This is a genomic window from Streptomyces griseus (assembly GCF_001715295.1).
GTDB lineage: Bacteria > Actinomycetota > Actinomycetes > Streptomycetales > Streptomycetaceae > Streptomyces > Streptomyces griseus_G.
This window is the reverse complement of the sequence record NZ_MDKB01000006.1, coordinates 178,562-201,252: the sequence shown is the minus strand read 5'-3', so window position 1 is coordinate 201,252 and position 22,691 is coordinate 178,562. Positions and strand designations below refer to the sequence as shown.

The window sequence follows — 22,691 nt, the reverse complement described above, 5'->3', positions numbered from 1 at the left end:
GTCCCCTGAGCTGAGTCCCGGCGCCCACCCCCCCCCCGGCGCCGGGGCTCATTCATTTCCGCGCGGCCCCGTCGCGGCAGGCGGGGCGGCAGCAGGCCCGGAAGGGGAGGAAGCGGCACGGGTCAGGCGGGCGCCCAGGTCGCGCAGGTGCTCCACCAACCGGGCGGGGCCGTGTACCTCGAACTCGCAGTCCAGGAGGGCCAGCCGCAGCGCCACCCATTCCAGCGAGTCGGAGGAGGCCGCGCGCAGCCGGCAGCTCTGCTCGCCGGTGGGCTCCACGGTGCCGAGAATCGAGGGCAGCCGTGCGGCCACGAAGCCCGCGGGCGCCCGGAACGTCACGTCGAGGTGGAACTCGGGCTGTGCGCGCGACATCGACCGGGCGAAGAACTCCGCCGCGTCCCCGCTCTCGGCCGGCAGGTCACGCGGGGTGAAGCGGGACCCCGTGGCGAAGGGCTCGCTCACCCGGTCCACCCGGAACGTGCGCCAGTCCTCACGGTCCATGTCGTACGCCACGAGATACCAGCGGCTCCCCGTGCTCACCAGCCGGTACGGCTCGGTCTGCCGTCTGGAGGCGGTGCCGTCCCCCGAGCGGTAGGCGAAGCGGAGCCGTTCCCGGCCGGTGACCGCCGAGGCGATCGCCGTGAGCGTACGGGGATCGATGGTCGAGCCGTCCCCACGGGTGAGCGGCACAGTGGCTCTCTGGAGGGTCGAGACCCGGCGGCGCAGCCGGGCCGGAAGGACCTGTTCCAGCTTGGCCAGAGCCCTTACGGACGCCTCGTCGACACCCTCGATGGCATGACCGGCCCCGGCTCGCAGTCCCACGGCGATGGCCACCGCCTCCTCGTCGTCCAGGAGGAGCGGCGGCATGGCGCTGCCCGCGACCAGGCGGTAGCCGCCGATCGAACCGCGCGTGGCCTCGACCGGATAGCCCAGGTCGCGGAGCCGGCCGATGTCGCGGCGGATGGTGCGCGGGGTGACGCCGAGCCGCTCGGCGAGTTCGCTGCCCGGCCACTCGCGCGGTGTCTGGAGGAGCGACAGCAGATTCAGCAGCCGTGCCGGGGTATCGGTCATGGCCCAAGGATGCCCGTCCATCAGGTCAATATCTGACCTGTTGCCCCTCTAGCTTCACCGCATGACTTCTTCCCCACCTTCGCCGGCCTCGGCAGCCGACCGCACTCCTTCGCCAGGGACGGCCGCCTCGCAGGGCCCGGCGGACCGGCGCCGCTGGTTCGCGCTCGCGATCGTGATGACCGCGGCCTTCATGGACCTGGTCGACGTCACGATCGTCAACATCGCCATCCCGAGCATCACGCGGGACACCGGAGCCTCGTTCACGTCGATCCAGTGGATCACCGCCGGATACGCGTTGGCCTTCGCGGCCGGTCTGATCACAGGCGGCCGGCTCGGTGACATCTACGGTCGCAAGCGGCTCTTCCTGATCGGCATCGGCGGCTTCACGATCGCCTCCGCCCTCTGCGGCTTCGCCGTGAACCCGGAGATGCTGGTCGCCTCGCGCATCCTCCAGGGCGGCATGGCCGCGCTGATGGTGCCGCAGGTGCTGTCGATCGTGCACGCGACCTTCCCGGCGCACGAGCGAGGCAAGGTCTTCGGCCTCTTCGGCGCGATCGTGGGGCTCGGCGCGGTGTCCGGGCCGCTGCTGGGCGCCCTGCTCACCGAGTGGAACCTCTTCGGTCTCGAGTGGCGGCCGATCTTTCTGATCAACCTGCCGGTCGGCATCGCCGGGCTGCTCCTCGGGCGCGCGTTCATCAGCGAGTCCAAGGCGCCGAAGGCCCTGCGGCTGGACCTCGCCGGAGTGGCACTGGTGACCCTCGGCCTCCTCATGCTGCTCTACCCGCTGACCCGGGGGCGCGAGCTGGGCTGGCCGCTGTGGGGACACGTGTCGATGGCTGCCAGTCTCCTGGTGTTCGCGGCTCTGGTCGTGTTCGAGCGCCGCAAGGCACAGCGGGACGGCTCGCCGCTCATCGAACTGTCACTGTTCCGGGTGAAGAGCTTCGCGGCGGGCACCGCGGTGCAGTTGACGTTCGGGGTCGCTCTAGGGATCTTCTTCCTGGTCTGGACGCTGTACCTGCAGATGGGACTCGGCTGGAGCCCCTTGCGAGCCGGGTCGACGGGGATCCCGTTCTCGGTCGCGGTCTCGTGCGCCGCCGGTGTCTCCGTACAGAAGCTGGTGCCCCGTTTCGGCCGCAAGGTACTGCAGGCGGGCGCGCTGCTGATGATCACCGGGCTGCTCCTCTACATCGGGGAGGCCGGGCGTCACGGATTGGACATCACCCCGTGGCAGATGACTCCTCCGCTCGTCGTCATGGGCGTGGGCATGGGGCTGATCGTGGCCCCGCTGACGGACGCGGTGCTCTCGGAGGTGCCGAAGCAGCACTCCGGGTCGGCGTCGGGGCTCATCAACACCGTCCAGCAGATGGGTACGGCGCTGGGGCTCGGCCTCGTGTCGGTCATCTTCTTCGGTTCGGTCGGCGACAGCCTTCCGCCGGAAGCGGCCGGTCCGGCGTTCGTGGACGCGTTCCAGCGGTCGTTGTGGTGGGTGGCCGGGGTACTCGCGGTGATCTTCCTCGTCATGTTCGCGCTGCCGGCCAGACCCCGGACGCACCTGGAGGGCGGAGAGGACGACGCCGCTCCGGCCGTGGCCGGGAAGACCGCGAAGGAGCTGTCGCCGGCGGGCTGAAGGGCGCCGCGCGCGGACGTCACGCCCCCGGCTCGGCCTGCTCACCGTGCGGCCCGCCTCGTCCCTGAACCTCGGGACGAGGCGGGCCGCACGGTTCGTGTGCGCCTGGACGGTCAGCAGATCCGGGTGCGGTTCTCCATGGCCCGGCGGGCGGTCTGCTCGTCGCCGTAGACCTCGCACATGTGGCGGCCGTCGGGCGTCGCCGTGTGCTCGACCTCCCACAGGCTCGTCTCGCTGCCGTCCAGGAGGAGGAAGGCGTGCTCGTAGAGCGTGAATCCCGCGTCCCGGCCGTCGATACGGCACTGGCGCCCGAAGACCTGGGTGATGTGGTGGGCGAAGGCGGCTCTCAGCAGCCGTGCCGTCTCCGCACCCGGCCGGTCGCCGTTCTCCGCCCGGCGCAGGACCCGGCGGGCGTGGTCCGCGGACTTGTCCTGGGCGTACATGCGGGGCACCGGGGCCGGGGGGAAGGCGCTCAGCAGCGTGAGGACCTCCAGGTCCGCCTGAGAGGCGTCCTCGGAGAGCGCCCGGGTCTCCAGGAAGCCGCCGGCCAGCCGGGCCGCGGCGATCTGGGCATCGCCCTCGATGTCGTACAGCTCGTGGCGGCGGGGCGCGTCGGCGTCCCGGCCGCTGCCGTGCACCAACTCCCACAGGGTCAGGGCGGAACCGTCGGCCAGCAGGAAGGTGTGCCGGTACGTCTCGCGGTGGAGCGCGGAGCTGTGGTGGGAGGAGTGCAGCGAGCTGCTGTGCGTCAGTGCCGTCCCCAGCCGCTCCATGGTGGTGTCGGACAGATCGAAGGAGTTGAGGGCGCATCGCAGGAGTCGCTCGAGGTGCTGCTCGGTTGTCTCGTACGGATCGCTCAAGGTGCTGTCTCCAGGCCGTCGCCGCGCGTTACTCGATGCGTGCATAACGTAGTCCCTGGGTCGGACATCGTGACCGGGGTTCGCGAAAAACGAACCGCCCGGGTGAAAAGTTCCGGGACCTCAGGACGCCCCGCCGTGATCCTTGTCCGGGGTGCCGTAGAGGTCGCCGTACGAGGGAAAGGTGCCGCCGGGGCCGTCGACCCCCCGGGCGGCCCTGACGGCTTTCACGACGGCCCGGGCCAGCGCGTCCGCTCCGGCGGCCAGAATGCCGTTCAGCGCGGCGGTGGGCTCGGGCGGCAACGGCAGCCGGCCGGTGGCCAGGGTGAAGACCGTGTCGCCGTCGGTCAGTAGATGCACCGGCCGGACGGCGCGCGCCAGACCGTCGTGCGCCGTGCCCGCGAGCTTCTGCGCCTGGGCGCGCGTGAGGGCGGCGTCGGTGGCGACGACGGCGATCGTGGTGTTGAAGGGCCCCGCACCGCGCCTCCGCCGGATCTCCGTCAGGCGCCTGCGGGCCGCCTCGTGCGTCGCGGGTGAGGGCCGGAGGGGCGGCTCGGCGGCCCCGTACTCGCCGTACAGGATCCCGGTCCGCGGGTCGAGGACGGAGCCGGCCGCGTTCACGACGGCCAGTGCGGCGACCGTGGTCCCGGACCGCAGCCGTACGCTCGCCGTGCCCACTCCGCCCTTGAGTTCCCCGGCGACGGCGCCCGTGCCCGCGCCCACCGAGCCCTGGGCGACCGGCGAGCCGGGCTCGGTGGCGGCGGCGGCCTCGACCGCGGCCCGGCCGGTCGAGGAGTCGGGGCGGGCCCGCCAGTCACCGCCCCGCCCGAGATCGAAGAGGCAGGCCGCCGGCACCACCGGCACCACCTGGCCGGGACCGGTGCCGACCACGACGCCGCGGCCCCGCTCCTCCAGCCAGGCCATCACACCGGAAGCGGCGTCCAGCCCGTACGCGCTGCCACCGGTGAGGACGATCGCGTCGACCCGCTGCACGAGATTGCGCGGATCGAGGGCGTCCGTCTCCCTGGTACCGGGCCCGCCACCCCGGACGTCGACGGCTGCCACGGCGCCACCGGTGGGTGAGAGGACGACGGTGGTTCCGCTCAGGCTCCCCTCCCCGTGCACGCGGGCATGGCCGACGCGGATTCCGGCCACGTCCGTCAACGCGTCCAGCGGCCCGGGAAGGGGCTCGTCCTCGGACATGGGGTTCCTCCGGGTGTGGGGCGGTCCGGCGGACCGGGGGTGGCGCGTGCCGTCTCCCGGCGAACGTACAGCGGACCGTGCCGGGACCGGGAGGCTGCCGGCGCCGTCGCCTGGCTCCGGCACCGGTCACCCCGGCCCGCCTCACCGCGGTCTCGGGGGTCGCTGTACCGCTGGGCCGACGGCGCCCGGAGCACGGCCCTGCCCGTGCGGCCGCCGCCGTACCCTGGAAGTATGAGTACCGCCCCCGCCCCCGGACCGCGAGAATCGAAGCCGCCGCAGCCGCAGCAGCAGCCGCGGGAGCCGAGGCCGGCTCTGGTCTTCGACGATCCGCTGGACCGGCAGTCCGCGGACGATACGGACCAGGGGTGGGGCGAGCGGGCTCCGGGCGGCGGTGGCGCAGCCGACCTGGCACGCTTCCTCGACGAGAAGCCGCCGCACCACATCTGACCTGATCCGGACCGGTCGGCGCGGTACGGGCTACCGGGCACGGGACACCGCCACGACGAGCCTTCCCGACGCACCCGCGCCCGCCAGTGCCGCCGCCGTGTCGCGCCCCACGGCCAGGACGACCAGAGCGCCGCTCCCCGGGTCCGTCAAGCCGCCGAATGCTGCGGCCCGGTCCGGTCCCGGGCGGTCCTGACCACCGGGACCACCCGGCACGTCCGTGACCCGTACGTCCTTCGCCACCAGCCGCGCCTTCGTGCCGGTCCCGTCCTCGTGCGCGGCGATCACGTCGACCCGGTCTCCCGGCCGCAGCAGCCCGACCGTGGCCGCGTCGGCGATCCGCACGGGCGCGGACACCAGCCGCACGGGCCGCCCGTCCTGCTTGGAGGCCGGCCGTACGTCACCCCGGACGCCGGCTCTTCCCTCGCTCCCTGCCTGGACCTCACCGCCCGGGCCGGAACCGCCGAGCCCCGACACGGCGAGCACCGCCGAGGACACGGCGAAACCGGCCGCCATCGCGCGGCGGTGTCCTCGCAGCATGCGGCGCAGCCGTCCGGAACCGCCACCGCGCACCCGCAGAGGGGCGAAGGACGGGATCCCGCAGGGCGCGGGAGGCGCGGGACGTGTTTCGGGCACCGACGGGAACATGGCCAACACCACCAACCGTGAGGGCGTGCGCAACGGACTCCGTCACCCTGCCCCGGCGGAGGAGATCGCGCTGGGACCTGTGGACGGCCGACGCGTTGTGGACAACTCGGCCACCCGTAAGGGGCGCCCCTGCCGGAGTTGCCCCTGCCCGAGACGTCATCGCGCGAGCCGCCCGGCCGAGTCGCCGCTGCCCTCGTCCTCGCGCGAGTTTTCCCCGCGCGAGCTGGCCCCGTCCGAGTCGCCTCCGCCCGAGTCGGCTCCCGCGCGGGACGACTCGATGCGACCTGACCGGCCGACCTGACCGGCCGACCTGACCGGCCGACCTGACCGGCCGACCTGACCCGGCCGCCCCGAGCGACCGACCAACTCGGCGGACCCGACCAACCCGACCAACCCGGCCGACCGCCCCGGCCGCCCCCACGACTCCAGTGGCGTGTCCACGGGGCCCGGACTTCCCCCCGGACGTGGCCCCCCGGGCCTTAAGGGAGCTCGAGCCCCGTATCGATTCCGTCCAGGCCGTGGGCGCACACGCAGTCGCGGTCCTCCCCGGAGGGCAGCGCGGCCACGGCGTCGAACAGCACCGACCGCAGCCGGTCCACATTGGCCGCGAACACCTTCAGGACGTCCCCGTGATTGACACCCTCGCCCGCCTCGGCCCCCGCGTCGAGGTCCGTCACCAGGGTCAGCGTCGTGTAGCACAGGCTCAGTTCGCGGGCGAGCACGGCTTCCGGATGTCCTGTCATCCCGACCACCGACCATCCCATGGCCGCATGCCAGCGTGACTCCGCGCGGGTCGAGAAGCGAGGCCCTTCGACCACGACCAGCGTTCCGCCGTCCACCGGCTCCCAACCCCGTCCGCGGGCCGCTGAGAGGGAGACCTTGCGCCCCACGGGGCAGTACGGGTCGCCGAATCCGAGGTGCACGACGTTCGGCTGCACTCCGTCGCTCCGTGTCTCGCCGTCGTAGAACGTCTGGACACGGGCCTTCGTGCGGTCCACCAACTGGTCCGGTACGAGCAGGGTGCCCGGTCCGTACTCCGGACGCAGGCCGCCGACGGCGCACGGGCCCAGCACCTGGCGAACGCCCACGGAACGCAGGGCCCAGAGGTTGGCCCGGTAGTTGATGCGGTGGGGCGGCAGATGGTGGCCGCGCCCGTGACGCGGGAGGAAGGCCACCCGGCGCCCCGCGAGCTCGCCCAGGAAGAGGGAGTCGCTCGGCGGCCCGTAGGGGGTCTCCACCCGGATCTCGGTCACGTCCTCCAGGAAGGAGTAGAAGCCCGATCCACCGATGACACCGATTTCCGCTGCAGCTGCTTCTGCGTTCACCATGCGGTCACACTAACCGGGCGACGGAAACCGTCCGGCGGGTGAGCGGCACCCCGGCCGGCAGGCCCCGTCCGAGCGGTCGGGCCTACCGGGTGGCGGCACGCCAGGGACCCCGCCGAGTGGATCGACGGGGTCCCGGTGAAGCGTGTGAGGTGTGCGGTCTCAGGCGGCCGACGTGCTGCTCGTCGACGAAGCCGAGGACGACGAAGACGTCGTGGACGAGGTGGAAGCCGAAGCCGCAGGCTTCGAGTCCGACCCCGACGAGGACGGCGTGGTGGACGAACCGGACGCCTTCGGGGTCGACGGCGTACTGCTCGAAGACGAGCCGCGGCTGTCGTTCCGGTAGAAACCGGAACCCTTGAAGACGATGCCGACCGCCGAGAACACCTTCTTGAGGCGTCCCTCGCAGTTCGGGCACACGGTCAGGGCATCATCGGTGAACTTCTGCACCGCCTCGAGGCCCTCGCCGCACTCGGTGCACTGGTACTGATAGGTCGGCACTTGCTCCTCCTGGCACTCTCACTCAATGAGTGCTAACGACGCTCCATACTGACGTATTCCGAGCCGTCAGTCCACTGTGACCGGCTCGCGGTGACCGATCCCACGCGCCACCGTCCGTCCCCGGTACCGCGGTGCCAGCCGTGAGCGCAGGGTCAGAAGGGTCGCCAGGGCCATCGCGGTCCCGGCCAGGGGGACCAGGAATCCGGTGCTCGCCCCGTGGGCGTCCGCGAGCTGTCCGGCCACGGTGACGGCAACCGCCTGGCCGAGTGCCACCGCGCCCGTCAGCCAGGTGAAGGCCTCGGTCCGGGCGGACGCCGGGACCAGGGCCTCCACCAGTGTGTAGCCGCTGATCAGCGCGGGAGCGATGCAGAGGCCGACCAGTAGCCCGAGTCCGGCCAGGAGCGGTACGGAGTGGACCGCCCAGAGCCCGGACGCCGTCAGGGTCAGGGCCACGTAGCCGACGATCAGCCGGCGGCGCGGGCTGCTCTTCCAGGCGATGGCGCCACAGGCGATCCCGGCCAGCATGTTGCCCGCCGCGAAGACGCCGTACAGCACGCCGTTCACGCCCGGGCGGCCGACCTCTTCGGAGAACGCGGTCAGGGAGACCTGCATGCCCCCGAAGACGGCGCCGATGCCCAGGAAGGTGACCGCCAGGACGCGGACGCCCGGCACGGAGAGCGCCGAACGGTGCGGCCCGGCGGTGGCCACCGTGCCCCGGACGGCGGGTTCGGTGGAGCGCCGGGCGGCGAACAGGACGCCGCCGGCGAGCGTCAGCCCCGCCTCCGCGATCAGTCCGGCCGCCGGGTGCACGCCGGTGCACAGCGCGGTGGCGAGAACGGGGCCGATGACGAAGGTGAACTCGTCCGTCACGGACTCGAAGGCGGCGGCCGTGGCCATCAGAGGGGAGGCCGGGCGCCCCTCGGTGGCGCCGAGCCGGGCCGCCCAGCGTGCGCGGACCATCGGCCCTATCTGCGGGATGGAGGCCCCCGTCGGCACGGCCGCCAGGAACAGCGCCCACAGCGGCGCGTGAGCCAGGGCGAGCGCCGTCAGCGTGACGACGGAGACGGCGTGCACCAGGACGCCCGGCAGCAGCACCGCGCGCTGGCCGAACCGGTCGGCGAGCCTGCCGGTCTGCGGGGCGAACAGGGCCATCGAGACGCCGGAGACGGCGGCCACGGCGCCCGCACTGCCGTACGAGCCGGTGGTGTGCTGCACGAGGAGCACGATGCTGATGGTCAGCATCGCGAAGGGCTGCCGGGCGGCGAAGCCCGGGAGGAGGAAGGTCCACGCACCCGGGGTGCGCAGCAACTGCCCGTAACCGGGGCGGTCGGAGACCGTGGACGCCACGGTCCTTGCCTTTCTGCCGCCTGGTGGCCGTGCTCCCTGCCGGGGCCGGCACCGGGGTGCGAGGGCCTGCGGGAACTGCCGAGAGCTGTCCTCTTCGCGCGGGACTGCGGTAGATGCCGGGCGCTCGCTCCAGAGGCGAAAGGACGCCACGACCGCCATACGGTCGCGCCAGCTCTGCATCAGGCAGAGTTGGTCGATCAGATTGAATCGGGTGGATCAGGGGGGGTAGCAGTCCTTCATGGTACAGGCCGGGTGCCCTGTGTACCTGTGGTGTCGTGCACGAGGGCCCCGTCCGTCCCCGGTTCACCGGCGGTCAGTGAGGGGCCTTCGTGTCGTCCGCGGCCCTGCCCGACCCGTCCGCAGTCCTGTCCGCCCCGCCCGCCCCGCCGACCGGGACGCCGCTGCCCGGCGAGCGCACCGCCGCCGCACCGCCGCCCCGGCGGCCCTCACCGCTCTTTCCCAGTCTCCTGGCCCGCTGCACGACGTGCGGCAGATCCAGGGAGCCGTCCTCCTGCCGGGTGGTCCCGCCGGTTCCGAGCCAGCCGGCCAGCTTGCCTCCGCGGCCGACCGCCCGCAGGCGCGCCTCGGCGGCGTCGCGCACCGGGTCGGTGGCGACGACCAGGAGTTCGTCCCCGTGCCGCAGCACGGTGGACGGTGCGGGGACGAAGCTCGTGCCGTCCCGGACGACCAGAGTGACGGCGGCCCCGGCCGGGAGCCGCAGCTCGCCGACCTCCACGCCGTGCATCTTCGACTTGCCGGGGACCGCGACGGACAGCAGGTGCCCGCGCAGTCGCTCCAGGGGTGCCGACTCTATGCCCAGATCCGCGGTCTCCGAGGGGTCGTCGGCGATCTTCAGGGCTTTGGCGAGCCAGGGCAGGGTGGGCCCCTGGATCAGCGTGTAGACGATGACGAGCACGAAGACGATGTTGAAGACCCGGGTGCTGCCGTCGATCCCGGACACCATCGGAATGGTCGCGAGGATGATGGGGACGGCCCCGCGCAGCCCCGCCCAGGACATGAGGGCCTTCTCGCGCCGGGGCAGCCGGAAGGGCACCAGGCTGAGGAAGACCGACAGCGGCCGTGCCACGGCGGTCAGCACCAGGCCCACCACGACGGCGGGCCAGAAGTCGTCGATCAGGTCGTGCGGGGTGACCAGCAGACCGAGAAGGACGAACATGCCGATCTGGGCCAGCCAGCCGAGCCCGTCCGCGAAGCCCCGGGTGGCCGGCCAGTGCGGCAGCTTGGAGTTGCCGAGGATCATCGCGGCCAGGTAGACGGCGAGGAATCCGCTGCCGTGGGCCATGGCGCCCGCCGCGTACGCGGACACGGCGATGGCCATGACGGCGATCGGGTAGAGCCCGGACGCGGGCAGTGCCACATGGCGCAGCCCGAAGGATCCGAGCCAGCCCACGGCGAGACCGATGGCCGTGCCGATGGCCAGCTCCAGGGCTATCTCGCCGATGAGCACGTACCAGTGCTCCACGGGGCCGACCGTGGAGAACGCGACCACCAGGATGACCACGGGGGCGTCGTTGAACCCGGACTCCGCCTCCAGCACGCCCGTGATCCGGGACGGGAGAGGGACCTTGCGCAGGACGGAGAAGACGGCTGCCGCGTCGGTGGACGAGACGACGGCGCCGATGATCAGGGCCTGCCGCCAATCGAGGCCGACGAGATAGTGCGCCGCGCTCGCGGTGACGCCCACGCTGACACCCACGCCGACGGTCGAGAGGACGGCCGCCGCAGGGAGGGCGGGCCGGACCTCTTTCCACTTCGTGCCCAGGCCGCCCTCGGCGAGGATGACGACCAGGGCGGCGTAGCCGATCACCTGGGTCAGCTCGGCGTTGTCGAACTTGACGTCGAAGAAGCCGTCCTGCCCCATGGCGATACCGATGCCGAGGTACAGGAGCAGGCTGGGGAGCCCGCTGCGGGACGAGATGCGGACGGCCGCCACGGCCACCAGCAGGACGAGTGAGCAGACGAGCAGAAGTTCGTTGAGCGCGTGGACAGTCAGGGTCCGTTCCTTCCCTGCGTACGCCTTCCGGATCGGCCTCCGGCGGCCAGTACTTCGTTACCTTACCTAATCTTTAACGTTTTCTTGACGCTTCGAGTGTTCATGCGAGTGCTGCGCAAATGGAGGCATCTCCGTACCGCGTCCGAGTGGCTTCGGCGGGGCGCCTATGGTTGCTCCTGCACTCCCAGGACCACCCTGCCCCTCGAAGGACAGCGATGCCCGCCAATACAACCGCCCCTTCCGGTTCTTCCGATGCGAAGAAGTCCGGCAGGAAGAAGGGGCGACGTGCCCGCCTGCTCGTGATCGTCCTGGTGCTGGCGCTCGTCGCGGGTATCGGGTACGGCGCGTTCTGGTCCGTATCCACGGTGCGGGCCTCGTATCCGCAGACCACCGGCTCGATCGAGGTCAAGGGCCTCACCGGCAACGTTGACGTCGCACGTGACGCCTACGGGATCCCGCAGATCTACGCCGACTCCGACAGCGACCTCTTCCGGGCCCAGGGCTTCGTCCAGGCCCAGGACCGCTTCTGGGAGATGGACGTCCGCCGTCACATGACGTCGGGCCGCCTCTCCGAGATGTTCGGCTCCGATCAGGTGGCGACCGACGCCTTCCTGCGGACGCTGGGCTGGCGTCAGGTCGCGCAGAAGGAGTACGACGAGGTCCTGGACGAGGACACCAGGAAGAACCTCCAGGCTTACGCGGAGGGGGTGAACGCGTACCTGGACGGCAAGGACGGCAAGGACATCTCCGTCGAGTACGCGGCACTCGGCCTGACCAACGACTACAAGCCCGCCGAGTGGACCCCGGTCGACTCGGTCGCCTGGCTCAAGGCGATGGCCTGGGACCTGCGCGGCAACATGCAGGACGAGATCGACCGCTCGCTCATGACCAGCAGGCTCGACGAGAAGCAGATCGAGGACCTGTACCCGGCCTACCCGTACAAGAAGAACAAGCCGATCGTCGAGAAGGGCGCGGTCGACGCCGCGACCGGGAAGTTCGCCCAGGACGCCGAGCCCTCGGACGGCATCGGATCCGGAACCGTCCAGGGGGCGACCGAGGGCGTGACCACACAGCTCTCCGCGCTCTCCGACACCCTCGACGAGATCCCCGCACTGCTGGGCCCCAACGGCAACGGCATCGGCTCGAACTCCTGGGTCGTCTCCGGCGACTACACGACCACGGGCAAGCCGCTGCTCGCCAACGACCCGCACCTGGCACCGCAGTTGCCCTCGCTCTGGTACCAGATGGGGCTGCACTGCCGTCAGCTCTCGGACACCTGCCGGTACGACACGGCCGGTTACACGTTCTCCGGGATGCCCGGTGTGATCATCGGTCACAACCAGGACATCGCCTGGGGCTTCACCAACCTCGGCGCCGACGTCACTGACCTCTTCCTGGAGAAGGTCTCGGCCGACGGCTACCAGTACGACGGCAAGACCGAGCCCTTCGTCACCCGCGAGGAGACCATCAAGATCGCGGGTGGCGGGAGCCGCAAGATCACCGTGCGCGAGACCAACAACGGTCCGCTGGTCTCCGACCGCAGCGACGAACTGGAGAAGGTGGGCAAGAAGGCCCCCGTCACCAACTCGGCACCCGACCGCGCGGACGGCTACGCGGTCGCGCTGAAGTGGACCGCACTGGAGCCCGGCAAGTCGATGGACGCGGTCTTCGAGCTCAACCGGGCCAAGGACTTCACGTCCTTCCGGGCGGCGGCCGAGCACTTCGAGGTGCCCTCCCAGAACCTCGTCTACGCGGACACCGAGGGCCACATCGGCTACCAGGCCCCGGGGAAGATCCCGGTCCGTCTCAAGGGCGACGGAACCCTGCCGAGTCCCGGCTGGACCTCCGACTACGGGTGGAAGAAGGACCCGGTCCCGTTCGACAAGCTGCCGTACGAGTACGACCCGGAGCGCGGCTACATCGTCACCGCCAACCAGGCCGTCATCGACGAGAAGAACTACGGCCCGCTGTTGACCAAGGACTGGGGCTACGGCACCCGCAGCCAGCGGATCAACGACCTCATCGAGTCGAAGATCAAGGGCGGCGGCAAGGTCTCGACCGACGACATGCAGCAGCTGCAGATGGACAACCACAGCGCGATCGCCGCCGAACTGGTGCCCAAGCTGCTGAAGATCGGGATCTCCGACAAGAGCGTCCGTGAGGCGCAGAAGCTGCTGGAGGGCTGGGACTACACCCAGGAGCCCGACTCGGCCGCGGCCGCGTACTTCAACGGCGTCTGGCGCAACATCCTCAAGCTCGCCTTCGGCAACAAGCTGCCCAAGGAGATGCGCGCCAAGGGCGACTGCCTGTACGTGCGGCGCGCCGCCGGCACCGGTCCGGTGGACGAGCAGCACAAGCTCGTACGGGAGTGCGGCCAGCGCGACCCCGACACGGCCCAGCCGGACGGTGGCGACCGCTGGTACGAGGTGGTCGACAGCATCCTCGACGACACGGACAACGAGTGGTGGAAGGTTCCGGCCAAGGGGCGTGAGGAGTCGATCGACAGCCGTGACGAACTCTTCGGCCGCGCCATGGAGGACGCCCGCTGGGAGCTCACCGCCGAGCTCGGCAAGGACATCAGCACCTGGAGCTGGGGGCGGCTGCACCAGCTGACCCTGCGCAACCAGACCCTCGGCACCGAGGGCCCCGACCTCCTGCAGCGGGCCCTCAACCGGGGCCCCTGGCACCTCGGCGGCGGCGAGGCCGCGGTCAACGCGACCGGCTGGAACGCGGCGGGCGGCTACGACGTCATCTGGGTCCCGTCGATGCGGATGGTCGTCAACGTGGGGGACTGGGACAAGTCCCGCTGGATCAACCTCACCGGGGCCTCCGGGCACGCCTTCAGCGCGCACTACACGGATCAGACCGACAAGTGGGTCGACGGTGAGCTCCTCGACTGGTCCTTCGGGACCGAGGCGGTGCGGCGGTCCACGGTCGACACCCTGACGCTGAAGAAACCGTCCTGACGCCCGACAGGCCGGAGTCCGGCGTCAGCGCGTGAAGCGCACCACCCGGACCGGCGTGATCACGGCATCCACGGGGTGGTCGTGCGGTTCCTCGGGAACCCGCGCGACCACCTCGTCGTCGTACAGCAGGACGACCAGGGCCGGACGGGCGCCGGCCGCCGCCAGTCTGGCCAGCACCCGGTCGTAGCTGCCCCCGCCGCGGCCGAGCCGCATACCGCGCCGGTCCACGGAGAGTCCGGGCAGCAGGACCACGTCCGCCGCGAGGACCGCGTCCGGCCCCAGCCGGGCGCCGTCCGGCTCCAGCAGGCCCCGCCCCGCGGGTATGAGGTGGCCCGCTCCCCGGTACGCGGCCCAGTCCAGGTCGTTGTCCGCCAGCAGTACCGGAAGCAGCACCCGGACGCCCCGGGTGTGCAGGGCGTCCAGGAGTGCGTGCGTTCCCGGCTCACGCCCCACGGAGACGTACGCGGCCACCGTCCGGGCGGCGGCCAGCTCGGGGAGGGCCGTCGCGGAGGCGGCGAGGAGTTCCGCGGCGTCCGTGACGTCCCGGGAGGTCAGGAGGCGTCGACCGGCCAGCAGTTCGCGCCGCAGAAGTGCCTTTCGGGACATGTCATCGTTCAACGGGTTCTCACCTACCTCGTGCGGTGGCTCATATGAGGACGAAGTTAACCGGACGCTCATCTTCCGCCCATGCTGACCGGTTAGAGTTCGCGCATGACTCAGTCGCGCCCCAGGATCAGCAAAGCTGTCATCCCAGCTGCGGGTCTTGGCACCCGGTTCCTGCCGGCGACCAAGGCCACTCCCAAGGAGATGCTGCCTGTCGTCGACAAGCCCGCCATCCAGTATGTCGTCGAAGAGGCGGTCACAGCAGGCCTGTCCGACGTGCTGATGATCACCGGGCGCAACAAGCGTCCCCTGGAGGACCACTTCGACCGGAACTACGAGCTGGAGTCGGCCCTGACCCGCAAGGGGGACGACGAGCGGCTCTCCAGGGTGCAGGAGTCGAGCGACCTGGCCACCATGCACTACGTCCGCCAGGGCGACCCGCGCGGCCTGGGGCACGCCGTCCTCTGCGCGGCACCCCACGTGGGGGACCAGCCCTTCGCCGTCCTCCTCGGTGACGACCTGATCGACCCGCGCGACCCGCTGCTCGCCCGGATGGTCGACGTCCAGGAGCGCGAGGGCGGCAGCGTCGTCGCGCTCATGGAGGTCGACCCGTCGCAGATCCACCTCTACGGCTGCGCGGCCACCGACGCCACGACGGACGGCGACGTCGTACGGGTCACGGGGCTGGTGGAGAAGCCCGACCCGGCCGAGGCGCCCAGCAACCTGGCCATCATCGGCCGCTACGTCCTGGATCCCGCGATCTTCGGCATACTGCGCCGGACCGAGCCCGGCCGGGGCGGCGAGATCCAGCTCACCGACGCGCTGCAACTGCTGGCCGAGGACGAGGAGATCGGCGGCCCCGTGCACGGTGTCGTCTTCAAGGGCCGCCGCTACGACACCGGGGACCGCGGCGACTATCTGCGCGCCATTGTCAGACTCGCGTGCGAACGTGAGGACCTGGGACCGGACTTCCGTACCTGGCTGCGCAGGTACGTCAACGAGGAGTTGTAACAGCTTGAGCGGCACGATCTGGTCGGTTGACGAGCACCTGGACGACATCCTCGCGGCGGTGAGGCCACTCGAGCCGATCGAGCTGCAACTGTCCGAGGCCCAGGGCTGCGTCCTCGTCGAGGACATCGTGGCGGAGATCGCCCTGCCGCCGTTCGACAACAGCTCGATGGACGGATACGCCGTCCGGGTCTCCGATCTCGAGGGCGCCGACGAGGAGTTCCCCGCCGTCCTCACCGTCGTCGGAGACGTGGCGGCGGGCGACGGAGGACTGGCCGGCGGCCGGTCCGTCGGCCCGGGCGAGGCGGCCCGCATCATGACCGGTGCGCCGCTGCCCGCAGGTGCCGAGGCGATCGTCCCGGTGGAGTGGACGGACGGCGGTACGGGCGGCGGTCCGGCGGCCGCGATGCGGGCCCACAGCGAAGCGCCGGAAGGCGCGGGCGGTGAGGTGCGCGTCCACCGTTCCGTCGAGGCCCGCGCCCATGTCCGGGCGCGGGGCAGCGACGTCCGGCCCGGGGACCTCGCGCTCCGCGCGGGCGCGGTCGTCGGACCGGCGCAGATCGGCCTGCTCGCCGCCATCGGGCGCTCCACGGTGAAGGTGCGGCCCCGTCCGCGGGTCGTCGTGGTCTCGACCGGCAGCGAGCTGGCGCAGCCCGGCGAGGAGCTGACCGGCGGCCGGATCTACGACTCCAACAGCTTCGCGCTGACGGCCGCCGCCCGGGACGCCGGGGCCATCGCCTACCGGGTCCCGGCCGTGGCCGACGACGCGGCCACGCTGCGCGCCACGATCGAGGACCAGCTGATCCGCGCCGACATCGTCGTCACGACCGGGGGCGTGAGCGTCGGCGCGTACGACGTGGTCAAGGAGGCACTGTCCTACGCCGACGACGCGGCCGAGCCGGGCAGCGGCATCGAGTTCCGGAAGCTCGCCATGCAGCCGGGCAAGCCGCAGGGCTTCGGGTCGATCGGCCCGGACCACACACCGCTGCTGGCCCTGCCGGGCAATCCGGTCTCCTCGTACGTCTCCTTCGAACTCTTCGTACGGCCGGCCATCCGGGCCCTGATGGGTCTCCCGGATGTCCACCGGCCGACGGTCCGGGCGAAGCTGAGCGCCGGCAAGGCGCTGACGTCACCGGCCGGCAAGCGGCAGTTCCTGCGGGGCACGTACGACGCGGCGGCGGGCGTCGTCACCCCGGTGGGCGGCGCCGGCTCGCATCTGATCGCCGCTCTCGCGCAGGCGGACGCGCTGATCGTGCTGCCCGAGGACGTCACCTCCGCCGAGCCCGGCACGGAGACCGAGGTGATCCTCCTCCGCTGACTTGCGCCCCGTGGCGGTACGGTATCTGGCGCTGTGCCTTACCGGGGGAGGCCCCCGGACCCCCGGCCCACCCCGTGTGCGGGCCGAGCGGGCATCGGCGCCCTACCGCTAGGCGGAGTGAGTTGAGTACGCAGAACAGACTGACGCACATCGACGAGGCGGGCGCGGCCCGCATGGTCGACGTGTCGGACAAGGACGTGACGGCACGCGTCGCCCGGGCGAGCGGCCGGGTCCTGGTGTCGCCGCGTGTCGTCGAGCTCCTCAGGGGCGAGGGCGTCCCCAAGGGCGACGCCCTGGCCACCGCGCGGATCGCCGGGATCATGGGGGCCAAGCGGACCCCGGAGCTGATCCCGCTCTGCCATCCGCTCGCCGTGTCGGGAGTGAAGGTCGACCTGAGCGTCGCCGACGACGCGGTGGAGATCCTGGCCACCGTGAAGACCACGGACCGTACCGGGGTCGAGATGGAGGCCCTGACCGCTGTCTCGGTCGCCGCCCTGACGGTGATCGACATGGTCAAGGCCGTCGACAAGGGTGCCGTCATCACGGACGTCCGGGTCGAGGCGAAGTCCGGCGGCGCCTCCGGGGACTACCGGCGCCCGGCGCCGGAGGGGGCGGAGGCATGAGCGCGCCCGGCAGTACACCGGCGCCGGGCGGATACCGCGCCCTCGTCGTGACCGCCTCGAACCGCGCGTCGGCCGGCGTCTACGCGGACCGGGGTGGTCCGGTCATCGCCGAGGCGCTCACCGGCCTCGGGTTCGCGGTCGACGGTCCCCAGGTCGTGCCCGACGGAGACCCCGTGCAGGCGGCGCTGCGGGCGGGCGTGGCCGCCGGGTACGACGTGATCGTCACCACCGGCGGTACGGGCATCTCACCCACCGACCGCACCCCGGAGGCCACGCGCCGCGTCCTGGACCGGGAGATTCCGGGCATCGCCGAGGCGATCCGCGCCGAGGGCCGGGACAAGGTGCCCACCGCGGCGCTCTCCCGTGGCCTCGCGGGTGTCGCGGACCGCACCCTCCTCGTGAACCTGCCCGGGTCCACCGGCGGCGTACGCGACGGTCTGGCGGTCCTGAGCAGGCTCCTGGTGCACGCCGTCGACCAGCTCCGCGGCGGCGACCACCCCCGACCCGGGAGCCCGAGCTGAACGTCCCGACCTGGCCGGTGATCCTGACGGACGGCGAAGTCACCCTCCGCCCGATAAAGCTGCGGGACCAGCGCGCCTGGCGTGAGGTCAACCGGCGCAACCGCGACTGGCTCCGCCCCTGGGAGGCGACCGTCCCGCCACCCGCGCCCGGCGGTCCGCCGGTCCAGCGTCCCACCTACCGTCAGATGGTCAGGCACCTGCGCGCCGAGGCGAACGCGGGCCGGATGCTGCCCTTCGCCATCGAGTACGAGGGGCGTCTCGTCGGACAGTTGACGGTCGCCGGGATCACCTGGGGTTCGATGTGCTCCGGCCATATCGGGTACTGGGTCGACCGCGGCGTGGCAGGCCGCGGGGTCGTTCCCACGGCGGTGGCGCTCGCCGTCGACCACTGTTTCCGTACGGTAGGGCTGCACCGGATCGAGGTGTGCATCCGGCCCGAGAACGGCCCGAGCCGGAGGGTCGTGGAGAAACTCGGATTCCGTGAGGAAGGACTCCGCCCGCGCTATCTGCACATCGACGGCGCGTGGCGCGACCATCTGATCTACGCCCTCACCGCCGAGGAAGTGCCGGACGGACTTCTGCGGCGTTGGCGCAGGGTGCGGCCGGGTGCACCCCCGGCATCCGGTGAAATGACATAGGTGTTCGAATTTGATCGCTCTCCGACCGTTGAACCACTCACTCGTGTCACGTGCTGATCCGATCAAGCACAAAAAAAGTCCGTGATATCAGCTGGATCGTGCGACACACCGGGCCAATTGGCGGATGCTGCCGTGCAAACCCCTCTACGGTGTGAGCGTGAGCAGCAGCGGCCTCATCTACGCAGTCATCGTCGGGGCTTGGGCCGCCTACCTGGTGCCGATGTGGCTCCGCAGGCAGGACGAGCTCAATGAGGCCCGTCCGACGGAACGCTTCAGTACCGCCATCCGGCTGCTGTCCGGACGGGCGGCCATGGAGCGCCGATACGCCAGGGAGTTGCAGGAGCGCGGTGCCGAGGAGGCGTCCGCCGACGTGGACCCGGAAGCCGTCACGGACCGATTGGACTCCGTGGACGTCCGGGCCTTCGCCGCGCCTCCGGCGCATACGGAAGCCCGGTTGCGCGACCCGGCCCAGGAGCGTCCGCCGACGCAGCCCGAGCGACCCGCGCCCGTCCGGCGGTCGCGGGTGCCCGGCGGGGAGGCGGAGCGCGAGCGCCGCGCCCGGCGCTCCCAGGTCCTGGCGCGTCGACGGCGCACGACCACCGTCCTCTTCCTGGCCTTCACGCTGGGCGCCGTCGTCGCGGCGGTCGGCGGTCTGCGTTTCCTGTGGGCGCCCGCCGTGCCGGCCGTGCTGCTGAGCGCGTACATCGTCCACCTGCGCTCGCAGGAGCGGCGTCGCTTCGTGTTCACCATGGACCGGCGCCGGGCCGAGGACGCCGCGCAGCGGCTCCGCGAGAACCGCCCGCGCAGGCACCAGCCCACCGCGACGGCTCCCGCCGAGCCCGACGAGGAGCCCGAAGCACCGGCCCCCACTCCCACGGTCTCCCCGCAGGAGGCCGGCCGCCGCGCCCTGGTCGAGCAGACGGACCACGCCGAGTGGGTCGACCAGCAGCGCGAGCGCGGCCCGGCCCAGGGCGACAGCTGGGAGCCGGTCCCGGTCCCGCTGCCGACCTACGTCACCGCACCCGTCGCCCCGCGCGCCACGGGCGGGGTGGAGGTCGGCGACCCGGAGACCTGGAGCGCGGCCCGCTCCAGCACGGCCGAGCCCACCCAGACGGGCACCTCGCACCCCACGGCCCCCGAAGCGGAACCGGCGCCACGCCGGCGCGTCAACCAGCCCCGGCGCACCCGCGAACGCGGCCGCACTCCGCTCTTCGACCAGTACGACGAAGAGGACCGGCCGCGCGCGGCCAACGAGTGACACGTCGGCGGGGTCGGCTCGGCTGACCTGCGGGGTACGGATTTCCGAGCACCCCGATGAGGATGCTAGAGTTTCACTCGTTGCAAGGGCCTGTGGCGCAGTCTGGTAGCGCACCTCGTTCGCATCGAGGGGGTCTGGGGTTCAAATCCCCACAGGTCCACCGCACACACGAGATCCCGTCCGATCGCAAGATCGGGCGGGATCTCGTCGTTTCGCTCGGCCGACGTCCGCGTCGGCCCCGGTGTGGTACGGACCAGGGTGAGCACCCGGTAATCTGGGCCGTCCTCGCTCACCCGCCCTTCCGGTGAACGCCGTTGAGGCGTGCGCAGGTCGGTGCCGGGTCGCCTGCTCGTGGCTTCGTATGGAGGGCCCTGTGACAGCCGGTATACCCAGCGTCCGTATCGACACCAGCAAGCCCCATCCGGCGCGCGTGTACGACTGGCTGCTCGGCGGCAAGGACAACTACCCGGTCGACCAGGAGGTCGCGGAGAGACTGCCCGCCGAGGCGCGGGCCAACGCGGCGCGCAACCGGGCGTTCATGCATCGGGCGTCCGCCTGGCTGGCCCGTCAGGGCGTGGATCAGTTCCTCGACATCGGAACGGGCATCCCCACGTCGCCGAATCTCCATCAGGTCGTACAGGGCGTCCTGCCGCAGGCCCGGGTCGTCTACGCGGACAACGATCCGATCGTGCTGCGCCACGCGGAAGCGCTGCTGGTGAGCCGTCCCGAGGGGGCGACCGACTACATCCACGCGGATGTGCGGCAGCCGGAGATGATTCTCGAACGCGCGGCGGAGCTGCTGGACTTCGCGCGGCCCGTCGCGCTGTCCCTCATCGCGCTCATGCATTTCCTGCCCGACGAGCAGGACCCGTACGGCATCACCCGCGCCCTGGTCGACGCGCTGCCCTCGGGCAGCTATCTCGTGCTGTCGCACGGGACCGCCGATCAGCACCCCGAGCTGAAGCAGGAGACGGAGTCCGCTTACAAGGACGGCCGCATAGGGCTCCGCATGCGTACGCGCGCGGAGGTCGAGCCGTTCTTCGAGGGCCTGGAGCTCGTCAGCCCCGGGCTGGTGACGGCACCCGAGTGGTACCGGGAAGAGCCTGCGCCGGTGTACGAGCGGAGCGGGTTCTACGTGGGGGTGGCGCGGGTTCCGTAGGGTCGGGCGCCGGCCCTACAGCCGCTTGGCCATGCAGATGCTGCTCTCGTACTCGCGGTAGTGGCCGAACTTGGAGCAGACCGTGTAGCCGCTGGAGGTGTACAGCGCGATGGCCTCGGGCTGCCGGTCGCCCGTCTCCAGGACCATGCGGGTGCGGCCGGCCGCCCGGGCGTCGGCCTCCAGGGCGGCGAGGATGCGGCGGGCCAGACCCCGCCCACGGCCCTCGGGGATCACGAACATGCGCTTTATCTCGGCGTCGCCGTCGGAGTAGCCCTCGGCGTTCTGCTCCTGGCTGCGCCAGCCGCCGGTGGCCAGGGGCCTGCCCTGCTCGTCGTAGGCGAGCAGATACAGTCCGCGAGGCGGGTCGAACATGGTGGCGTCGAGGGGTGTGACATCGCCCTCGTCCCCGTAACGCTCGGCGTATTCGAGCTGCACCTGGTCGTTGAGTTTCACGGCATCGGGGTGGTCGAACGGCCGAGGTTGAATAAGCATGCGTGACATAGTACAGGTATGCAGTGGGTGGGTGTAGGTACTGTGCCCGCATGCTGACCGTTACCACCGTAAACGTGAATGGGCTCCGTGCCGCCGCGAAGAAGGGCTTCGTCGAGTGGCTGGCGCAGACCGACGCGGATGTCGTCTGCCTCCAGGAGGTCCGCGCCGAACCGCATCAGCTCCCCGAGCAGGTGCGGGACCCCGAGGGCTGGCACGCCGTGCACGCCCCGGCCTCGGCCAAGGGGCGTGCGGGGGTGTCCGTCTACACGCGGCACGCGCCGGAGCGCGTGCAGATCGGGTTCGGTGGATTCGGCGTCGTCGGGAGCGAGGAGTTCGACACGAGCGGGCGTTACGCCGAGGTCGACCTCCCCGGGGTGACGGTCGCCAGCCTGTACCTGCCTTCCGGTGAGGTCGGCACGGAGCGGCAGGAGGAGAAGGAGCGCTTCATGGCGGCCTTCCTCCCCTATCTGGTGGGTCTGAAGGTGCGGGCCGCCGCCGAGGGGCGGGAGGTGGTGGTGTGCGGTGACTGGAACATCGCCCACGCCGAGGCCGACCTCAAGAACTGGAAGGCCAACAGGAGGAGTTCCGGCTTCCTCCCCGAGGAGCGGCAGTGGCTCACCCGGGTGTTCGACGAGGCGGCCTACGTGGACGTGGTCCGCGCGCTCCACCCGGACCAGGAGGGCCCGTACTCCTGGTGGTCCTACCGCGGGAGGGCCTTCGACAACGACTCGGGCTGGCGGATCGACTACCACGTGGCGACCGCGGGACTGGCGGCCCGTGCGGTGAAGGGCTGGGTGGAGCGGGCTGCCACCCACGGGGAGCGGTGGAGCGACCACGCGCCCGTGACGGTCACCTACGAGCGGTAGGGCGCCGCCTCCGACTGGGGCATGCCGGACCGGGTTTCCCGTCGGGCCCACCGGGGAGCGGGGTGCGGGCCGGGCTTCTACGGGCGGTGCCTTTCGCGGCCGGGCCCGTCTCCTTGGGGTCCGTTCCCCCGGGGCTCGTCTCCTTGGGTCCCGTCCTCCTGGGGTCCGTTCCCCCGGGGCTCGTCTCCTTGGGTCCCGTCCT

21 protein-coding genes and 1 tRNA gene are annotated in these 22,691 nt (G+C 71.5%); 12 read left to right on the top strand and 10 right to left on the bottom strand.

The genetic code is table 11. The features are described 5' to 3' along the window. Positions 1-48 precede the first annotated feature (48 nt). Positions 49-1,071: a helix-turn-helix transcriptional regulator gene (locus BA175_RS28585; RefSeq protein WP_069174470.1), complete on the bottom strand. Its 1,023-nt coding sequence runs from the start codon at positions 1,069-1,071 to the stop codon at positions 49-51. 61 nt (positions 1,072-1,132) lie between these two features. On the opposite strand from BA175_RS28585, the gene BA175_RS28580 reads away from it, so the two are divergent. Beyond that, the gene (locus BA175_RS28580) at positions 1,133-2,698 is read left to right on the top strand and encodes an MFS transporter (RefSeq protein ID WP_069174469.1); all 1,566 of its coding nucleotides are present in this window, start codon (positions 1,133-1,135) and stop codon (positions 2,696-2,698) included. Between the two features lie 113 nt (positions 2,699-2,811). Here BA175_RS28580 and BA175_RS28575 read toward each other — a convergent pair whose 3' ends face one another. Then, complete coding sequence (locus BA175_RS28575; RefSeq protein WP_069174468.1) at positions 2,812-3,558, bottom strand: DUF6227 family protein; 747 nt, start codon at positions 3,556-3,558, stop codon at positions 2,812-2,814. A gap of 120 nt (positions 3,559-3,678) precedes the next feature. Then, complete coding sequence (locus BA175_RS28570; protein WP_069174467.1) at positions 3,679-4,758, bottom strand: P1 family peptidase; 1,080 nt, start codon at positions 4,756-4,758, stop codon at positions 3,679-3,681. Positions 4,759-4,989: 231 nt separating this feature from the next. Between BA175_RS28570 and BA175_RS28565 the strand changes: the two genes are divergently transcribed. After that, positions 4,990-5,205: a hypothetical protein gene (locus BA175_RS28565; protein ID WP_069174466.1), complete on the top strand. Its 216-nt coding sequence runs from the start codon at positions 4,990-4,992 to the stop codon at positions 5,203-5,205. A gap of 30 nt (positions 5,206-5,235) precedes the next feature. Here BA175_RS28565 and BA175_RS28560 read toward each other — a convergent pair whose 3' ends face one another. From BA175_RS28560 to BA175_RS28540, 5 genes are all read right to left on the bottom strand, one after another. Continuing rightward, entirely contained in the window at positions 5,236-5,850 is a 615-nt protein-coding gene (locus BA175_RS28560) for an RcpC/CpaB family pilus assembly protein (RefSeq protein ID WP_069174465.1), read from the bottom strand. A 479-nt stretch (positions 5,851-6,329) separates the two neighbouring features. Beyond that, a complete protein-coding gene (locus BA175_RS28555) occupies positions 6,330-7,178 on the bottom strand; it encodes an S-methyl-5'-thioadenosine phosphorylase (RefSeq protein WP_069174464.1) in 849 nt (282 codons plus the stop codon). A 159-nt stretch (positions 7,179-7,337) separates the two neighbouring features. Further along, the gene (locus BA175_RS30285) at positions 7,338-7,676 is read right to left on the bottom strand and encodes an FmdB family zinc ribbon protein (protein ID WP_079159859.1); all 339 of its coding nucleotides are present in this window, start codon (positions 7,674-7,676) and stop codon (positions 7,338-7,340) included. 66 nt (positions 7,677-7,742) lie between these two features. Then, entirely contained in the window at positions 7,743-9,023 is a 1,281-nt protein-coding gene (locus BA175_RS28545; protein ID WP_069174462.1) for an MFS transporter, read from the bottom strand. A 313-nt stretch (positions 9,024-9,336) separates the two neighbouring features. Further along, positions 9,337-10,977 carry a potassium/proton antiporter gene (locus BA175_RS28540; RefSeq protein ID WP_069174550.1) on the bottom strand — a complete coding sequence of 547 codons (1,641 nt, stop codon included), beginning with the start codon at positions 10,975-10,977 and terminating at the stop codon, positions 9,337-9,339. Positions 10,978-11,252: 275 nt separating this feature from the next. Here BA175_RS28540 and BA175_RS28535 point away from each other — a divergent pair, with 275 nt between their 5' ends. Then, positions 11,253-14,003, top strand: coding sequence for a penicillin acylase family protein (locus tag BA175_RS28535; protein ID WP_069174461.1), 2,751 nt, complete (start codon positions 11,253-11,255; stop codon positions 14,001-14,003). Positions 14,004-14,027: 24 nt separating this feature from the next. Here the strand turns inward: BA175_RS28535 and BA175_RS28530 are convergent, their stop codons facing one another. Next, positions 14,028-14,609 (bottom strand): 5-formyltetrahydrofolate cyclo-ligase, encoded by a 582-nt coding sequence (locus tag BA175_RS28530; protein WP_069174460.1) that lies wholly within the window; start codon positions 14,607-14,609, stop codon positions 14,028-14,030. A gap of 105 nt (positions 14,610-14,714) precedes the next feature. Here BA175_RS28530 and galU point away from each other — a divergent pair, with 105 nt between their 5' ends. From galU to BA175_RS28490, 8 genes are all read left to right on the top strand, one after another. After that, entirely contained in the window at positions 14,715-15,617 is a 903-nt protein-coding gene (galU, locus tag BA175_RS28525) for a UTP--glucose-1-phosphate uridylyltransferase GalU (RefSeq protein WP_069174459.1), read from the top strand. 4 nt (positions 15,618-15,621) lie between these two features. Beyond that, positions 15,622-16,932 carry a molybdotransferase-like divisome protein Glp gene (glp, locus tag BA175_RS28520; protein WP_069174458.1) on the top strand — a complete coding sequence of 437 codons (1,311 nt, stop codon included), beginning with the start codon at positions 15,622-15,624 and terminating at the stop codon, positions 16,930-16,932. A gap of 122 nt (positions 16,933-17,054) precedes the next feature. Continuing rightward, positions 17,055-17,555: a cyclic pyranopterin monophosphate synthase MoaC gene (moaC, locus tag BA175_RS28515; RefSeq protein WP_069174457.1), complete on the top strand. Its 501-nt coding sequence runs from the start codon at positions 17,055-17,057 to the stop codon at positions 17,553-17,555. Further along, positions 17,552-18,076: a MogA/MoaB family molybdenum cofactor biosynthesis protein gene (locus tag BA175_RS28510; protein ID WP_069174456.1), complete on the top strand. Its 525-nt coding sequence runs from the start codon at positions 17,552-17,554 to the stop codon at positions 18,074-18,076. The genes moaC and BA175_RS28510 overlap by 4 nt, the downstream gene beginning before the upstream one ends. A gap of 17 nt (positions 18,077-18,093) precedes the next feature. Beyond that, positions 18,094-18,714, top strand: a complete 621-nt coding sequence (locus BA175_RS28505) for a GNAT family N-acetyltransferase (RefSeq protein ID WP_069174455.1) — start codon at positions 18,094-18,096, stop codon at positions 18,712-18,714. Positions 18,715-18,871: 157 nt separating this feature from the next. Then, positions 18,872-19,972 (top strand): divisome protein SepX/GlpR, encoded by a 1,101-nt coding sequence (gene sepX, locus BA175_RS28500; protein ID WP_438947380.1) that lies wholly within the window; start codon positions 18,872-18,874, stop codon positions 19,970-19,972. Between the two features lie 86 nt (positions 19,973-20,058). Beyond that, positions 20,059-20,132 (top strand) — tRNA-Ala (locus tag BA175_RS28495). Between the two features lie 213 nt (positions 20,133-20,345). Then, the gene (locus BA175_RS28490; RefSeq protein ID WP_079159857.1) at positions 20,346-21,131 is read left to right on the top strand and encodes an SAM-dependent methyltransferase; all 786 of its coding nucleotides are present in this window, start codon (positions 20,346-20,348) and stop codon (positions 21,129-21,131) included. Between the two features lie 15 nt (positions 21,132-21,146). Here the strand turns inward: BA175_RS28490 and BA175_RS28485 are convergent, their stop codons facing one another. Then, complete coding sequence (locus BA175_RS28485; RefSeq protein ID WP_069174452.1) at positions 21,147-21,623, bottom strand: GNAT family N-acetyltransferase; 477 nt, start codon at positions 21,621-21,623, stop codon at positions 21,147-21,149. A 50-nt stretch (positions 21,624-21,673) separates the two neighbouring features. Between BA175_RS28485 and BA175_RS28480 the strand changes: the two genes are divergently transcribed. Beyond that, a complete protein-coding gene (locus BA175_RS28480; protein ID WP_069174451.1) occupies positions 21,674-22,489 on the top strand; it encodes an exodeoxyribonuclease III in 816 nt (271 codons plus the stop codon). The last annotated feature ends 202 nt before the right edge of the window (positions 22,490-22,691 follow it).

What these genes read in the sequence shown, in the direction of transcription:
- BA175_RS28585 (WP_069174470.1), bottom strand. Translation starts at nt 1,071, where the DNA reads ATGACCGATACCCCGGCACGGCTGCTGAATCTGCTGTCGCTCCTCCAG.
- BA175_RS28480 (WP_069174451.1), top strand. Translation starts at nt 21,674, where the DNA reads ATGCTGACCGTTACCACCGTAAACGTGAATGGGCTCCGTGCCGCCGCG.
- BA175_RS28570 (WP_069174467.1), bottom strand. Translation starts at nt 4,758, where the DNA reads ATGTCCGAGGACGAGCCCCTTCCCGGGCCGCTGGACGCGTTGACGGAC.
- BA175_RS28580 (WP_069174469.1), top strand. Translation starts at nt 1,133, where the DNA reads ATGACTTCTTCCCCACCTTCGCCGGCCTCGGCAGCCGACCGCACTCCT.
- BA175_RS28560 (WP_069174465.1), bottom strand. Translation starts at nt 5,850, where the DNA reads ATGTTCCCGTCGGTGCCCGAAACACGTCCCGCGCCTCCCGCGCCCTGC.
- galU (WP_069174459.1), top strand. Translation starts at nt 14,715, where the DNA reads ATGACTCAGTCGCGCCCCAGGATCAGCAAAGCTGTCATCCCAGCTGCG.
- BA175_RS28485 (WP_069174452.1), bottom strand. Translation starts at nt 21,623, where the DNA reads ATGCTTATTCAACCTCGGCCGTTCGACCACCCCGATGCCGTGAAACTC.
- BA175_RS28530 (WP_069174460.1), bottom strand. Translation starts at nt 14,609, where the DNA reads ATGTCCCGAAAGGCACTTCTGCGGCGCGAACTGCTGGCCGGTCGACGC.
- BA175_RS28555 (WP_069174464.1), bottom strand. Translation starts at nt 7,178, where the DNA reads ATGGTGAACGCAGAAGCAGCTGCAGCGGAAATCGGTGTCATCGGTGGA.
- BA175_RS28565 (WP_069174466.1), top strand. Translation starts at nt 4,990, where the DNA reads ATGAGTACCGCCCCCGCCCCCGGACCGCGAGAATCGAAGCCGCCGCAG.
- BA175_RS28535 (WP_069174461.1), top strand. Translation starts at nt 11,253, where the DNA reads ATGCCCGCCAATACAACCGCCCCTTCCGGTTCTTCCGATGCGAAGAAG.
- BA175_RS28510 (WP_069174456.1), top strand. Translation starts at nt 17,552, where the DNA reads ATGAGCGCGCCCGGCAGTACACCGGCGCCGGGCGGATACCGCGCCCTC.